This is a genomic window from Henriciella sp. AS95 (assembly GCF_038900055.1).
Taxonomy (GTDB): domain Bacteria; phylum Pseudomonadota; class Alphaproteobacteria; order Caulobacterales; family Hyphomonadaceae; genus Henriciella.
On record NZ_JBBMQM010000001.1, the window covers coordinates 613,659 to 625,954 of the forward strand.

General features: G+C 59.3%; 16 protein-coding genes. 8 read left to right on the forward strand and 8 right to left on the reverse strand.

The genetic code is table 11. The features are described from left to right. Positions 1-36: 36 nt before the first annotated feature. Complete coding sequence (gene rpsU, locus WNY37_RS03215) at positions 37-246, reverse strand: 30S ribosomal protein S21 (protein ID WP_026180774.1); 210 nt, start codon at positions 244-246, stop codon at positions 37-39. Between the two features lie 118 nt (positions 247-364). Between rpsU and WNY37_RS03220 the strand changes: the two genes are divergently transcribed. Together WNY37_RS03220 and WNY37_RS03225 are read left to right on the forward strand one after the other, a co-directional pair. Then, positions 365-997 (forward strand): COQ9 family protein, encoded by a 633-nt coding sequence (locus WNY37_RS03220; protein ID WP_342972018.1) that lies wholly within the window; start codon positions 365-367, stop codon positions 995-997. A gap of 190 nt (positions 998-1,187) precedes the next feature. Continuing rightward, positions 1,188-2,015 carry a DUF481 domain-containing protein gene (locus WNY37_RS03225; protein ID WP_342972019.1) on the forward strand — a complete coding sequence of 276 codons (828 nt, stop codon included), beginning with the start codon at positions 1,188-1,190 and terminating at the stop codon, positions 2,013-2,015. On the opposite strand, the gene WNY37_RS03230 is transcribed toward WNY37_RS03225, so the two are convergent. Genes WNY37_RS03230 through purE form a run of 3 tightly spaced genes read right to left on the reverse strand, consistent with a single transcriptional unit; the run spans position 1,960 to position 3,702 of the window. Continuing rightward, positions 1,960-2,208, reverse strand: a complete 249-nt coding sequence (locus tag WNY37_RS03230) for a histidine phosphatase family protein (RefSeq protein ID WP_342972020.1) — start codon at positions 2,206-2,208, stop codon at positions 1,960-1,962. The two genes, WNY37_RS03225 and WNY37_RS03230, sit on opposite strands and share 56 nt — an antisense overlap. Beyond that, complete coding sequence (locus tag WNY37_RS03235; protein ID WP_342972021.1) at positions 2,132-3,214, reverse strand: 5-(carboxyamino)imidazole ribonucleotide synthase; 1,083 nt, start codon at positions 3,212-3,214, stop codon at positions 2,132-2,134. Before WNY37_RS03235 ends, WNY37_RS03230 begins: the two co-directional genes overlap by 77 nt. Beyond that, on the reverse strand, positions 3,211-3,702 hold the full coding sequence (gene purE / locus WNY37_RS03240) for a 5-(carboxyamino)imidazole ribonucleotide mutase (protein ID WP_342972022.1): 492 nt from the start codon (positions 3,700-3,702) through the stop codon (positions 3,211-3,213). The genes WNY37_RS03235 and purE overlap by 4 nt, the downstream gene beginning before the upstream one ends. A 101-nt stretch (positions 3,703-3,803) precedes the next feature. On the opposite strand from purE, the gene WNY37_RS03245 reads away from it, so the two are divergent. From WNY37_RS03245 to WNY37_RS03255, 3 genes are all read left to right on the forward strand, one after another. Continuing rightward, complete coding sequence (locus WNY37_RS03245; RefSeq protein WP_342972023.1) at positions 3,804-4,484, forward strand: GGDEF domain-containing protein; 681 nt, start codon at positions 3,804-3,806, stop codon at positions 4,482-4,484. A 113-nt stretch (positions 4,485-4,597) separates the two neighbouring features. Continuing rightward, positions 4,598-4,765, forward strand: a complete 168-nt coding sequence (locus tag WNY37_RS03250) for a DUF465 domain-containing protein (protein ID WP_342972024.1) — start codon at positions 4,598-4,600, stop codon at positions 4,763-4,765. Positions 4,766-4,821: 56 nt separating this feature from the next. Next, positions 4,822-5,595: an SDR family oxidoreductase gene (locus tag WNY37_RS03255; protein ID WP_342972025.1), complete on the forward strand. Its 774-nt coding sequence runs from the start codon at positions 4,822-4,824 to the stop codon at positions 5,593-5,595. A gap of 57 nt (positions 5,596-5,652) precedes the next feature. Here WNY37_RS03255 and WNY37_RS03260 read toward each other — a convergent pair whose 3' ends face one another. Continuing rightward, a complete protein-coding gene (locus WNY37_RS03260) occupies positions 5,653-6,984 on the reverse strand; it encodes a cytochrome P450 (RefSeq protein WP_342972026.1) in 1,332 nt (443 codons plus the stop codon). Positions 6,985-7,084: 100 nt separating this feature from the next. Then, positions 7,085-7,585, reverse strand: a complete 501-nt coding sequence (locus WNY37_RS03265; protein ID WP_342972027.1) for a DUF2244 domain-containing protein — start codon at positions 7,583-7,585, stop codon at positions 7,085-7,087. Between the two features lie 61 nt (positions 7,586-7,646). Here WNY37_RS03265 and nth point away from each other — a divergent pair, with 61 nt between their 5' ends. Together nth and WNY37_RS03275 are read left to right on the forward strand one after the other, a co-directional pair. Next, a complete protein-coding gene (gene nth, locus WNY37_RS03270; RefSeq protein ID WP_342972028.1) occupies positions 7,647-8,369 on the forward strand; it encodes an endonuclease III in 723 nt (240 codons plus the stop codon). Positions 8,370-8,691: 322 nt separating this feature from the next. Beyond that, positions 8,692-9,465: a tetratricopeptide repeat protein gene (locus WNY37_RS03275; RefSeq protein WP_342972029.1), complete on the forward strand. Its 774-nt coding sequence runs from the start codon at positions 8,692-8,694 to the stop codon at positions 9,463-9,465. A gap of 141 nt (positions 9,466-9,606) precedes the next feature. On the opposite strand, the gene WNY37_RS03280 is transcribed toward WNY37_RS03275, so the two are convergent. Both WNY37_RS03280 and WNY37_RS03285 read right to left on the reverse strand, forming a co-directional pair. Next, a complete protein-coding gene (locus WNY37_RS03280) occupies positions 9,607-10,179 on the reverse strand; it encodes an ActR/PrrA/RegA family redox response regulator transcription factor (RefSeq protein WP_342972030.1) in 573 nt (190 codons plus the stop codon). Positions 10,180-10,181: 2 nt separating this feature from the next. Further along, the gene (locus WNY37_RS03285; RefSeq protein ID WP_342972031.1) at positions 10,182-11,579 is read right to left on the reverse strand and encodes an ActS/PrrB/RegB family redox-sensitive histidine kinase; all 1,398 of its coding nucleotides are present in this window, start codon (positions 11,577-11,579) and stop codon (positions 10,182-10,184) included. A 93-nt stretch (positions 11,580-11,672) separates the two neighbouring features. Here WNY37_RS03285 and WNY37_RS03290 point away from each other — a divergent pair, with 93 nt between their 5' ends. Beyond that, complete coding sequence (locus WNY37_RS03290; protein ID WP_342972032.1) at positions 11,673-12,287, forward strand: SCO family protein; 615 nt, start codon at positions 11,673-11,675, stop codon at positions 12,285-12,287. The last annotated feature ends 9 nt before the right edge of the window (positions 12,288-12,296 follow it).

The window sequence follows — 12,296 nt, forward strand, 5'->3', positions numbered from 1 at the left end:
GGCTCAATTTCACGCCAGATCAGGCGGACCTATGGCTTATGCCAGGCCCTCGCGCTGGGCGCGCTTACGAGCAAGTTTGCGAGCGCGGCGCACAGCTTCTGCCTTCTGGCGAGCCTTCTTTTCAGATGGCTTTTCGAAGTGCGTGCGGGATTTCATTTCCCGGAAGAGACCCTCACGCTGCATCTTCTTTTTCAGCGCGCGAAGGGCTTGTTCGACATTGTTGTCGCGGACGACGATCTGTACGATGGTTCAATCTCCATTAGTTCGCTCGGATGGTAGCCCGAGCAATAGTCTGGCGTGGTTTTCAAAGTGAAGGCGCGCCTATAACACCAAAATTCAGGCTTGCCTACTCCCGGAGCCAGTAATGACAGCAACAAGACCGTCTATCAGACTACAGGATAAATGGCTCGACCATCTCTTGCCGCTCATTGATGATGAGGGCTGGACGGATAGGGCCGCTACTGTATCAGCGCGCGAGGCCGCCATAAGTTCCGAAGAAAAAGCACTGGCCGCCCCAAACGGGATCAAAGACCTGCTTGAGCGCTTTTTTGACCGTGCCGAAGAAGACATGCTGGCCGGGCTTGAAGCGCAGGACCTGTCAGACATGCGCACACATGAGAAAGTTGCCGCCGGCATCAAGGCATGGCTCTCCGCGCTGGAGCCGCACCGCGAAGCGGTGAAGAAAGCGTCGGCCCGCGGATTCGCCCCCTGGAACGCGCCAGCCGCGGCCAAGCGGACCTGGAAGACCGCTGATGCGATCTGGCTCGCAGCGGGCGACACGGCGGAGGATTATAATCGCGAGACCAAGCGTGCGCTCCTGTCGGCCACTCTGCCGACCATCGTCCTTTACTGGCTCGATGATGACTATGAGGAAGAAGAACTCGACGCCTTCATCGAGAGCCGCCTCAAGGGCGCGATGAAGCTTGGTCAGTGGGGCTCGAAATTCGCCAAGCCGGGGCTGGAGCTTCTGGACCGGTTGAGGGGGCGCGGCTCTTGAGTCATGCCGGCGCTGTTTCGTGCAGTCGCAATTCCCTTTATCAACTTTTCGGTAACCCTCCCGGCGCCAGACAGCAAGAATGTTGGAATTAGTACTTGCGCCTGCAGTCGCTGTAGGCGGATCGCCCGAACTAGTCGCCTCAATGCCGGAAACCCTGCCGAGTCCGGTTGTTCGGATGTTGTCGGCAGCCGTGAGCTTGAATGATGATGACGCGCTCGCATCGGTCGTTGCCGCGGCTAAATCAGCCTATCCGGAATTTGCTGCTGAGATCGATGCACGCGTGGCCGACCTTCAAATGCCAGTGGAGCCCTTGCTGATCGCGCCGCTCGTTATACCAGCGCCGCAGCCGGTCGAGATCGAACAGCCCGGCTATTGGGAGGACTTCAACGCAGAGCTGACCTTGAATGCGGCCGAGACACAAGGAAACACCGACACACTGTTCCTCGGCCTGCACAGCAAGGTCAATCTAATGCGCAAAGCGCAGATCCACCGGCTCGAAGCTTTCGCCAATATGGCAGAAGCGAATGGCGTGGACAGCCAGAACAATTGGGGCGCGTCCTACCAGCTCGATACACTCTGGACCGACGACTATTTCGGCTATGTTCGTGGCTCCGTTGCCCATGATGATTTTGCGGGTTTCGAGACGGACGCTTTCGTGGGCATCGGCGCTGGCGCCTACCTGAAACAGACTGAAACGGTAACGCTTCGAAGCGAGCTTGGCCCTGGCTACCGGTATCTCGAAATAGCCGGTAGCGACTATAATATCGGCGCAGTGGGTCTATATGGTGCGACTGAACTCGACTGGCTGATCCGGGACGATCTTACGCTGGAGATTGATGCGAAGGCAAACATATCCGGCCCGACCTCCACCTTTAATCCGACGATCAGGATGAATACAGCCGTCTCGAAGCGCGTCAGCGCCGGCGTGTCCTATGATCTGCGCTACGAGTCCAACCCGCCTCTCATGAGCAACAACATCGACCGGGTTCTGAGGTTCGACGTAAAGTATTCGTACTAGTCAATTCCTGCTCCTGCAGCCGGCCGCGCTCGGTTAGAGCAGAATTCTTTGTGCCCTGATATCGGCCCGCGCTGTTCCACTCAGTCTGGCAGTGTCGGGCTAGGAATAAGGGCTGATCAGGATAGCGCACGAATGGATGTCCGCCGCACCACATGGCCCATCTTGCGGCCTGGCTTGGCGTCGCGCTTGCCATAGAGCGTGATGACGGCGTCAGCGCCGTAGCTGTCAGCGGGGGCGAGGGCCTCTTCGCCGAGTAGATTCTGCATTTCGACATCGAAGACGCGGGTCACGGGCCCAAGGGGCCAGCCGGCAACGGCCCGGATATGCTGTTCGAACTGGCCTGTCAGACAACCTTCTGGCGTCCAGTGGCCGGAGTTGTGGACGCGTGGGGCGAACTCATTGGCGAGCAGCGTGCCGTCCTCAAGGACAAAGAGTTCGAGCGCCAAAACGCCGACATGGCCCGTCTCGCGGGCCAGTGTCTCAGCCATGGAGCGCGCTTTGGCAATGACCGGCTCAGACAGCCCACAGGGCGCGATGGACGTGCGCAGAACCCCGCCCGCATGATCATTCATGCTTGGGTCGAATGCTGTCACTGTGCCGTCAGACGCGCGCGCAATCACGACGGAGATTTCGCGCTCAAAGGGGACATAGGCTTCCAGTATGGCGGGCACTTTGCCGATATCGGCAAAGGCGGCGGCAAGATCATCCCCCGTTTTCAGGCGAACCTGACCCTTGCCGTCATAGCCGTCGCGGCGGGTCTTCAGGATGCCGGCGCCGCCGAGCGTGTTCAGCGCTGTGGCGAGGTCGTCGGGTGACGATACCGGTTCGTATGCGCCTGTTTCGATGCCGATCGCGTTCAGGAACTGCTTTTCGGCAAGCCGGTCCTGCGACTTTTCCAGCGAAGCTGCGCCCGGGCGGACCACTGAACCAATCGACACAAGATACTCGACCGAACTGACCGGTATGTTCTCGAACTCGTAAGTGATCACATCGCAGGCATCGGCGAACTCACGCAGCGCGCTTTCGTCATCATAGGCGGCCTGCCAGTAGACGGCGGCGATGCGGGCCGCTGGTGGGCTGTCCTCCGGCGCCAGGATGTGCACGTCAAAGCCAAGTCTGGCCGCCGCACTGCCCAGCATACGGCCAAGCTGGCCGCCCCCGAGAATGCCAATCACAGACCCTGGCGGGAGGGGTTTCATCCTTCAGGAGCCTCGCCGACGCTGGCGGTCTGGGCCTCACGGAACGCGTCTAGCTTGTCGGCGACGGCCTGATCATTGAGCGCAATGATAGACGCGGCCATGATCCCGGCATTCGCCGCACCTGCTTCGCCGATGGCCAGTGTTCCGACTGGAACACCTTTCGGCATCTGCACGATGGAGAGAAGGCTGTCCTGGCCGTTAAGGGCGCGAGACTGAACCGGAACGCCCAATACAGGCAGAGGCGTCATCGCTGCGGTCATGCCGGGCAGGTGGGCCGCGCCGCCGGCGCCTGCAATAATGACCTTGAGGCCGCGGGACTTCGCCGTCTTTGCATAGTCTGTGAGGCGATCGGGCGTGCGGTGGGCCGAGACAATGCGCGCTTCATAGGCCACGCCCATCTTATCGAGCATTTCGCAGGCAAGCTTCATCACTGGCCAGTCGGACTGGCTGCCCATGATGACTCCGACGACGGGTTGTGGTGCGCTCATCTCGCCCCCTTTCAGGAAGCGGCACAAAATAGACTTGGGCCTTGCCCCGTCAAGCCGCGCTGTGTGTAGATGTCTCCTGGCCTTTAACGTATAGAGTCTGAATGGATCGAATCGCCAAGAATGGTGGGCAAAATCGGGTTGTCGGCAGTGCCTCTGACGAAGCCGGCCAGCTCTTGCGTGCGGTCGGGATCGACCTTTCCGATCACGATCTTCGCACCCGTGCAGCCTTTCGGGCGCTGGCCGAGGAAGTCCTGGACCTTCGGGATCGCGAATCGGCGCTCAAGAAGGCGCTGAGCGAGGCCGAGCGTCTTGCCGACCATGACGCCCTCTGTCCGGTCTTCAATCGCCGCGCCTTCGAGCGGGAGCTCACCCGCGAAATCGCGCTTGCGCAGCGCCACAGCTTGCCGCTGTGCCTCGTTTATCTCGATCTCGACCGCTTCAAGGCCGTGAACGACACGTTTGGTCATAAGGCGGGCGACAAGACGCTATTGCGGGTTTGCGACATCATTCTCTCCCAGGTGCGCCAGACGGACATTGTTGGTCGTCTCGGCGGCGATGAATTTGGCGTGATCCTGACCCATGCGGAACTTGCCGACAGCCAGCTGAAGGCAGACCGTCTGACGGCACGCATCGACCGGCTGAGGGTTGGCGGTGATCTCTATCTCGGTGCGTCCTGCGGCGTGATGTCCTGGTCGGGCCAGCCGTCCGCCGAAGCCTTCATCGCGGAGGCCGATGAGGCCATGTTCCGGGTAAAGTCTGCCCGCAAAACGAACCGGCACTAGGACTCGCTATCATTGAAGATTTTTTATATCGCCGGGTCGTGACCAAGGCCTCCGCTTGTGCTTAACTGTGCCCATAATGTCACAGTTTCCAAGCAGCAAAGAAGGAGAAGCCTATGTCACTTCAAGGACGTATCGAGGAACTCGCTAGCCGCCATCGTAGACTGGATGAGGAGATTAGTGACGAACAGAAACGCCCTGCTGCAGACGAGGTCCGACTGCACGAACTGAAGCGAAAGAAACTGAAGATTAAAGAGGAACTGGTTCAGCTGCGGCCAAACTAGTCGCGAATCCCGGTTAATCCTGACCGGATGCAGCGGCATGCGGATCAGGAGCCGACATGGAAAAACCCGTCACTCTCATTTTAGGGCTGGGCCAGCTCACCGGCGAAGCGGTTGCGCGCCGCTTCGCTGATCAGGGCCACGCCGTCATCGCCTGCGACCCGCAACCCAAACGGGTGGAGCGGGTCGCGGACAGTCTCCGCGACAAAGCGGTCGTCCAGCAGGAAGAACTCCACACACGGATTGGTCTGAAGAACTGTCTGGCGGCCGCGATCGAGGCTTATGGCCATGTCGACCACATCGTCTCGGTTCCCCCCATTCCGCCAAATGTGACGCTGACCGAGCTGGATGTTCAGGAGTTCGAGCGGCTGCACCTTCGCTCCGTGCGCGGGGCGATCCTGACGCTCCAATTATTCGAAAAGCACGTCGCCCGCCGCGTTGAGGAGCAGGGCGACACAATGACGAGGCGCTCGCAATTTGGCAGCGTAACGTTTGTGCTGTCGCTTTCCGCGCAGCAGATCAATGAAGGCGACTTTGCCGATGCCGTCGTGCAGCATTCCATTCTCGGCGTCATGCGCGCGGCCGCTGTTGAACTGGCACCCAAGAAAATACGCAGCAACGCCATCTGTGCCCTGCGCCCTCGCGCTGAAAGCACCGAAGTCAAATGGCTGAAGCAACGTACACCGCTCGGCCGGGCAAGCCTTGCCGACGAAATCGCCGATGCGGCGCTTTTCCTGTCATTGCCGTCGAGCGCTATCATTACTGGTGAAATGCTGACCATGGATGGCGGGCGCTCCCGTCTCAGTGGTCTCATCGATGTGGATGACGACTAGGCACAAAAAAGCCCCGCAGGAGACTGCGGGGCTTGGTGTTTGTGAGGCTTTCCAGCCTTATTTCTTCGGATGGCAGATCACGGGCATCCAAGTGTAGCCCTTCACGAAGCTGTGCGGCGTACGGCTTGGCTCGTCCAGCACTTCGATATGCTCAAAACGCTCCATCAGCTCTTCCCAGAGAATGCGTAGTTGCAGCTCGGCAAGGCGGTTGCCGACGCAGCGGTGAATCCCGAAGCCGAAGGACAGGTGGTTGCGCGCCTGTTTGCGGTCGATGATCAGCTTGTAGGGGTCTTCATCCCAGAACCGCTCATCGCGGTTGCCGGAGACGTACCACATGGCGATCTGGTCGCCTTTCTTGATGGTCTTGCCGTGCATCTCGACATCTTCGAGCGCGGTGCGGCGCATATACGCGAGCGGCGTCTGCCAGCGAATCACTTCCGACACCATGTTCGGAATGATCGAAAGATCGCTCTTCAGCTTTTCATATTGTTCTGGCCATTTGTTCAGCGTGTAGACCGATGCGGACATGGAGTTACGGGTCGTGTCATTACCGCCGACGATGAGCAGGATGACATTGCCGAGCAATTCCATCGGCGTCATGTTCTTGGTCTTCTCGCCGTGGGCGAGCAGGCTGATCAGGTCGTTCTGCAGGGGTTTAGCCTGGCGCTCCTGATAAAGACCCATAAAGGTCGTCAGGCACTCCATGAGTTCCTGTTTCCACTGGTCGACACCGCCCGGAACAATATCCGGATTGTACGGGTTCACGGCAATGTCCGACCAGCGGGTCAGCTTGCGGCGTTGCTCGAAGGGGAAGTCGAACAGGGTGGCGAGCATCATCGTGGTGAGCTCGATCGAGACATTATCGACCCAGTCAAACGGCTCGCCGACAGGCAGGCTATCGAGAAGACCCTGTGTGCGTGAACGGATAAGCGGCTCGAAATCCTTGAGCATGTTCGGCGCGACGGCCGGTTGGACCGTCTTGCGCTGTTCGGAGTGGCGCGGCTCGTCCATCGCGATGAACATTGGCAATTCAAAATCTTCAAACGGTTCGCCGAGCGTGATGCCGCCATATTCCCAGGACGAGGAAAAGCGCTTGTGATCGATGTCGATCTTCTGGACGTCTTCGTACCGCGTCACTGACCAGTAAGGGCCCGAGAAGCTGTCGGGTGTGTAGTGGAGCGGATCATTGTCGCGCAGCCACTCGAAGAATTTCCAGTGTGCATCGCGGCGCCAGAGTTCCGGGTCGAGAATATCGAATGTGGCCATGTCGACGTCTTCTGGCGAAGGAATCTTCGCGCCAAAGTCGAGATGGAAATCCATAAGCTTGTCGCGTGCCGTGGACTCAGGGCGCTTGAGCTTGTGATCAACGGTTTGGATAGTGTCTGCCATGATTGCCTCCTGGTATCCCGGTTTTCCGGTGATTATCGTTCCAAGACCAATACTAGCACGAAGCGAGTTTGAAAACTATGACGCATGCGTCATTTTTTTCTCAATATCGTTCAGCTCGCGCTTTTGTGATGGCAAGCTGCATCGCCTGATGCAGTGATTTTCGCTCCCTTGGTGTCAGGAAACGGCCGATCACATAGGCCAGTTGGCCGTGTGCGAGACGTATTTCGCTGGGACGCCGGTCAGGGTAGACGAGCGACAGCCGCGTGAAGGCCGTTGGCAGGCTCACCCTTTTCAGCTCATGCCCGGGCCGGCTGTGCTCCAGCGTGATGTCTTCAGCCGTGATCCGCACCGAGGTTTCTTCCTTGAGATTCTGAAAATTCTTCCGGAAGGCGAACCAGATCGCGAGGGCATCAAGGCCGAACCATCCGATGACGGGAAAGGCGCCCATGGACAGGAACAGCATGCCGCCGAGAAAACTCATCGCCCCGACAAGGCCCATGATGATCATGAAGGCCCTTGGGCTGAGCGCCACATTGGGCTTCAGCGTTGCATCGAAGTAAATTGTCGAGCCAACCTGTTCCATACGTCCGAAATTAGTCACGGCGCGCCAATCGGCAAGTGAAGCCTTGATTAGGTTTGTGCGGCATTTACACCGCTTGGCCATGGCAAAGACACCAACCCCCCGAAAGAAAAAGCGCCGATCGCCGACGCTTGGCCCGGAAAAGACCGCCCAGCTCTATGCGGCGCTGGCTGAGGACCGCCCCGCGCCCAAGACTGAACTCGACTACCACAACCCCTATACGCTGGTCGTCGCTGTCGCGCTGTCTGCGCAGGCCACCGATGTGGGCGTCAACAAGGCGACGAAGAAACTGTTCGAGATTGCTGACACGCCGCAGAAGATGCTCGAGCTCGGCGAGGAAGGGGTCGCGACCCATATCAAGACGATCGGACTCTGGCGCAACAAGGCGAAGAATGTCATCGCGCTGAGCCAGCTCCTTGTCGATGAATTTGGCGGCAAGGTGCCCGAGACGCGGGACGAGCTGACCCGCCTGCCGGGTGTCGGACGCAAGACGGCCAATGTCGTCCTGAACGAAGCGTTCGGGCATGAGACAATTGCCGTCGACACTCACATCTTCCGGGTCTCGAACCGGACAGGTCTCGCCCCCGGCAAGACGCCTGACGAGGTTGAGGAACAGCTCGAACGCGTCACCCCGCCGGAGTTCAAGAAAGGCGCGCATCACTGGCTGATCCTGCATGGCCGTTACACCTGCGTGGCGCGCAAGCCGAAATGCTGGGACTGCGTGATCGCGGATATCTGCAAGTTCAAGGACAAGACGCCCGACCCAGCAAGGAAAACATCCTCGCTCGGGCCGAAGGGGCCTTGAGCGCAACTATCGCTGAAGTCTGGAATTCATCCTTCGGTTTAAGGCTGTCTTCACGCGTGAAGGCTATTCCGGCCAAATGCAGATATCCCGATCCAATGTCCTTCTTGTCGCGCTGGCCCTACCGGCAATGATCGTTTCGTCCGGCTGCACAAGAGAGCCGAACGGATCGCCGGGCGACAAACGATCCTCCATCGCTGAATATCGCGAGCAATGTATGTCTGGCGAAGTGATGGTCTGCAGACGTCTCAACAGTACATATTGGGCCAAAATAGAGCTTCAGGAAGCGGCAGCACAACAGACCCAGCGCCGCGGAGACGTCGAGGTGCAGGGCTGGAAGGTCAGCCGATTGAGCAAAGATCTGTTTCCCAGAGAAGACTTGAGTGCGGTCCGGATTGCTATTCAGGATGCCTGCGATGCAGGCGTCGTCGAAGCTTGCCGCTTCTCTGCCGAAATTTGGACATTGCAGGATGGCCGGAAGCGTCCGCGCTTTTCCGGCGTGGTTCAGGATTACAATCTGGGCCTTGAATACAAGATGAAGGGCTGCGCCTTAGGCGACTATTATGCCTGCCTAGATGCGGGACGAAACTACTGCAACGGCATGTATGTTACTTCTCGCGGCGCGTCCGACGACCAGAGGCAAGATTGTCTTCAACGCCAGGCTAAGGTGCGAACCTTCTTTGCGGACCGCTGTGACGAGAATGACGGACTGGCCTGCTATAATTTGGCAGGGCTACACGTGAACTTCGGCGGAAATTTCTGGGATAGCTTCAGACTTGAGCCAAAGATCGAGAAGGCCAAAGTGCTTCTGGAAAAAGGATGCAAGCTGGGTGACTGGGATTCCTGCTTCATCGCGGCCAAGTTGTACGCGGAGGGTAAAGAGTTTGCGCAAGACCAAGCGCTAGCGAAAGACTACTACGAGCGCGGTTGCGACACCGGAGACCCCAAGGCTTGTCACAGGATGTTTCAGCTTTCGTCCCGCGAAGGGGAAGACGAACTGGCTGAAACCTACAAGATTCGCGCTTGCGCGCTGAAGCAGTCGCCATTGACGCGAGTTCGAATGCGCGAACCGGCGCTAGACGTTATTTGCGACACGTGATTTCAGTGCCTGCCGCTTTAACGGCCAGCTCAGGCTGTAGCGCAGCGACAGGAAATAGTCATAGCTGCGGTTGATGCCTTAAATGCCTTCTGGCGCGCCGACATTGGCTTCGACGCGCCAGAATTCTCATGAGGTAAAGAGCTAACGCGGCGCCCGCTTGGCCAGGATGCGCTGCAATGTCCGGCGATGCATGTTCAGACGGCGGGCCGTTTCCGAGACATTGTGATTGCAGAGCTCATAGACCCGCTGAATGTGCTCCCAGCGGACGCGGTCGGCAGACATCGGGTTTTCCGGCGGCTCCGGTAGCCCGTCTCCGCTATTGACCAGCGCGCGAACGATGTCTTCGACTTCCGCAGGTTTGGCGAGATAGTCGACGGCGCCCGCTTTCACAGCAGCAACCGCGGTCGCAATTGCGCCGTACCCTGTCAGGATGACGGCGCGTGCTTCCGGACGGAAACGGTGCAGAACCTCCACGACATCAAGGCCAGACCCATCTTCAAGGCGCAGGTCCAGCACGGCAAAGGCCGGTGGGTTCATCCGCGCAATGTCCTTGGCCTCGGCCGCCGATGAAACAGCCGATACCAGAAAGCCACGCTGCGTCAGGGCGCGCGCCAGGCGTTGCAGGAAAGGGCCGTCATCATCGAGAACCAGGCAGGTGCGGTCTTCGACATCCTTCAAGGATTCATGAAGTTTTACGGTGACATTATAGTCCATGATCAAGTCTCCACTGCCGGGTTATTTATCTGTATCCGGTCAGATTCCAAGCTTTCGAGTGCTGTTCGTGGCCAAACGGCCTGCACAATTGCGCCGTGTCTCGGCGGGTAACGGTTGCGAGTCGCGATGCGTCCGCCCGTTCGTTCGATCAAAGTTTTAGCAATAAAGAAGCCAAGCCCCATGTCGCCGCCGCCGAGATGCGCCTCGCCGCGCTGGGACACATAAGGCTCGCCAAGCTTGGGCATGACGTCGGCAGCGAAGCCCGGCCCGTCATCGGAAATCGTCACCATGAACTGCCGATCCGTCCAGCTGGCGACGGCGCGGACCTGGCTGTCGGCAAAGCTGACGGCGTTCTCGATGAAGGCGCCAAGCGCGTGCAGCACTTCCGGACTTCGGCGGATCATCGGGACGCGCGGCTCGCCATTATCGCCGGGAGAGTAGGTCACGTTCAGTTCCACGCCGAGGCCCTTGAACGGCGCTGCGGCCTCTTCGACCAGGCTGGATAGCGGCATGTTCGCGTGGACAATGTCCTGCGCCTCACGGGATTTCGACAGCTTGCCGAGGATTTCGCGGCATCTGTCAGCCTGTTCGGCAATGAGGTGGATATCCTCAAAGCGCGGATCGTCGCGGTCAAACTCCGCGTTCAGCTCCTTGGCGACGAGGTGGATGGTGGCGAGCGGCGTGCCCAGTTCATGTGCCGTCATGGCGGACATGGCGCCGAGCGCTGAAAGCCGCTGTTCACGGGCCATCACGACCGATGCTGCATCGAGCGCCCGTACCAGGCGCGCCTCGTCCTCGCTGAGACGCAGCGAAGACGTCGCGAAAAAGACAATGCCGATGACAAGCGCTGCGAAATGCCCCCATTCAAAAAGAGGCGGCAGGGTGAAGATCTCGCCTTCGCTCCAGGGCAAGTCAAAGGCCAGCGCTGGCATCAGGGCTGCGCAGGAGGCCGCAAAGATGGCGATGGCAACGGAGTAGCGCCGCCTCAGGCTGGTCGCTGCCACAGTTACGGGTGCGATCAGGAACAGCAGGAAGGGATTCGACAGCCCGCCCGTCAGGCCAAGCAGGACGGCCAGCTGCATTGTGTCAAAGGCCAGCTGCAAGGCTGCTTCCCACCCTTTCAGCAAGACCTGCTCGCGAATGGTGATCGACAGGAAGACATTCAGCCATGCAGATGCGGCTATCGTGGTGAGGCACCAGGCGAGCGGTAAGTCAAAGCCGAGACGGAACTGGACGAACAGCACAGCCAGCGTTTGTCCCAGCACCGCCAGCCAGCGCAGCGTGACAAGCGTGCGCAGGCGGGCCCGGCCACGGGCCGCGTCGACGCCGGCAAGCCCTGTGGGTAGCAGGCTGTAGAGCGCCTGCTCGAGCCCCTCTCTGGTGGCGTGTGTGTCTTCCATCAGCTCCCTGCGACCCTGTGTGCGGCAGTTTGCACCTTGCCGCGCCTAGTGGCCAGTCGCATACCTTCGTGCATGCGTATGATCCACACTTTAATGCTTTCCGCTGCAGCACTCGGCCTCACCGCGTGTGGTGGCGGCGATGAAAGCGCGACCTCAAATGTCACGGCAACGGCCGGCGGTGCACAGGCGTCCTGTACGACGCGAGCCTATGAGGAGATAGGCGGGCCATTTGAGCTCACCAACCATCTCGGGGAGCGCGTGACCGAGCAGGACTATCTCGGCAAGCCGACCCTTATCTATTTCGGCTTCACCTTTTGCCCGGATGTCTGTCCTTCAACGCTGGTCGGTATCGCGAATGCCTACAAGAAGCTGCCCGAAGGCGTTGAGCCGCCGCGTACGGTGCTGATTTCCATCGACCCTGAGCGCGACACGCCGGAACAGCTGGCGAGCTATGTCGCCAGCAATGCCTTCCCCGACGGCCTGATCGGACTGACCGGCAGTGAAGAAGACATCGAGAAAGTGGCTGACGAATTCGTCGTCGGCTACAATAAGGTCGAGACGCCTGACAGCCTCGCCGGCTACACGATGGATCACACCTCCTTGCTCTATCTGATGGACGAGAACTGGAAGCTGAAGACGTTCTTCGCCGAGGCAAATACCAATCCAGATGATATGGCGGCCTGCCTCGGAACGCTGCTTGGCTCCTGAATCCATTTG

Excerpts from the sequence above, each read along its gene's own strand:
- WNY37_RS03220 (WP_342972018.1), top strand. The coding sequence starts at position 365 with ATGACAGCAACAAGACCGTCTATCAGACTACAGGATAAATGGCTCGAC.
- WNY37_RS03230 (WP_342972020.1), bottom strand. The coding sequence starts at position 2,208 with ATGGCAAGCGCGACGCCAAGCCAGGCCGCAAGATGGGCCATGTGGTGC.
- WNY37_RS03235 (WP_342972021.1), bottom strand. The coding sequence starts at position 3,214 with ATGAAACCCCTCCCGCCAGGGTCTGTGATTGGCATTCTCGGGGGCGGC.
- purE (WP_342972022.1), bottom strand. The coding sequence starts at position 3,702 with ATGAGCGCACCACAACCCGTCGTCGGAGTCATCATGGGCAGCCAGTCC.
- WNY37_RS03245 (WP_342972023.1), top strand. The coding sequence starts at position 3,804 with ATGGATCGAATCGCCAAGAATGGTGGGCAAAATCGGGTTGTCGGCAGT.
- WNY37_RS03250 (WP_342972024.1), top strand. The coding sequence starts at position 4,598 with ATGTCACTTCAAGGACGTATCGAGGAACTCGCTAGCCGCCATCGTAGA.
- WNY37_RS03255 (WP_342972025.1), top strand. The coding sequence starts at position 4,822 with ATGGAAAAACCCGTCACTCTCATTTTAGGGCTGGGCCAGCTCACCGGC.
- WNY37_RS03260 (WP_342972026.1), bottom strand. The coding sequence starts at position 6,984 with ATGGCAGACACTATCCAAACCGTTGATCACAAGCTCAAGCGCCCTGAG.
- nth (WP_342972028.1), top strand. The coding sequence starts at position 7,647 with ATGGCAAAGACACCAACCCCCCGAAAGAAAAAGCGCCGATCGCCGACG.
- WNY37_RS03280 (WP_342972030.1), bottom strand. The coding sequence starts at position 10,179 with ATGGACTATAATGTCACCGTAAAACTTCATGAATCCTTGAAGGATGTC.
- WNY37_RS03285 (WP_342972031.1), bottom strand. The coding sequence starts at position 11,579 with ATGGAAGACACACACGCCACCAGAGAGGGGCTCGAGCAGGCGCTCTAC.
- WNY37_RS03290 (WP_342972032.1), top strand. The coding sequence starts at position 11,673 with ATGCTTTCCGCTGCAGCACTCGGCCTCACCGCGTGTGGTGGCGGCGAT.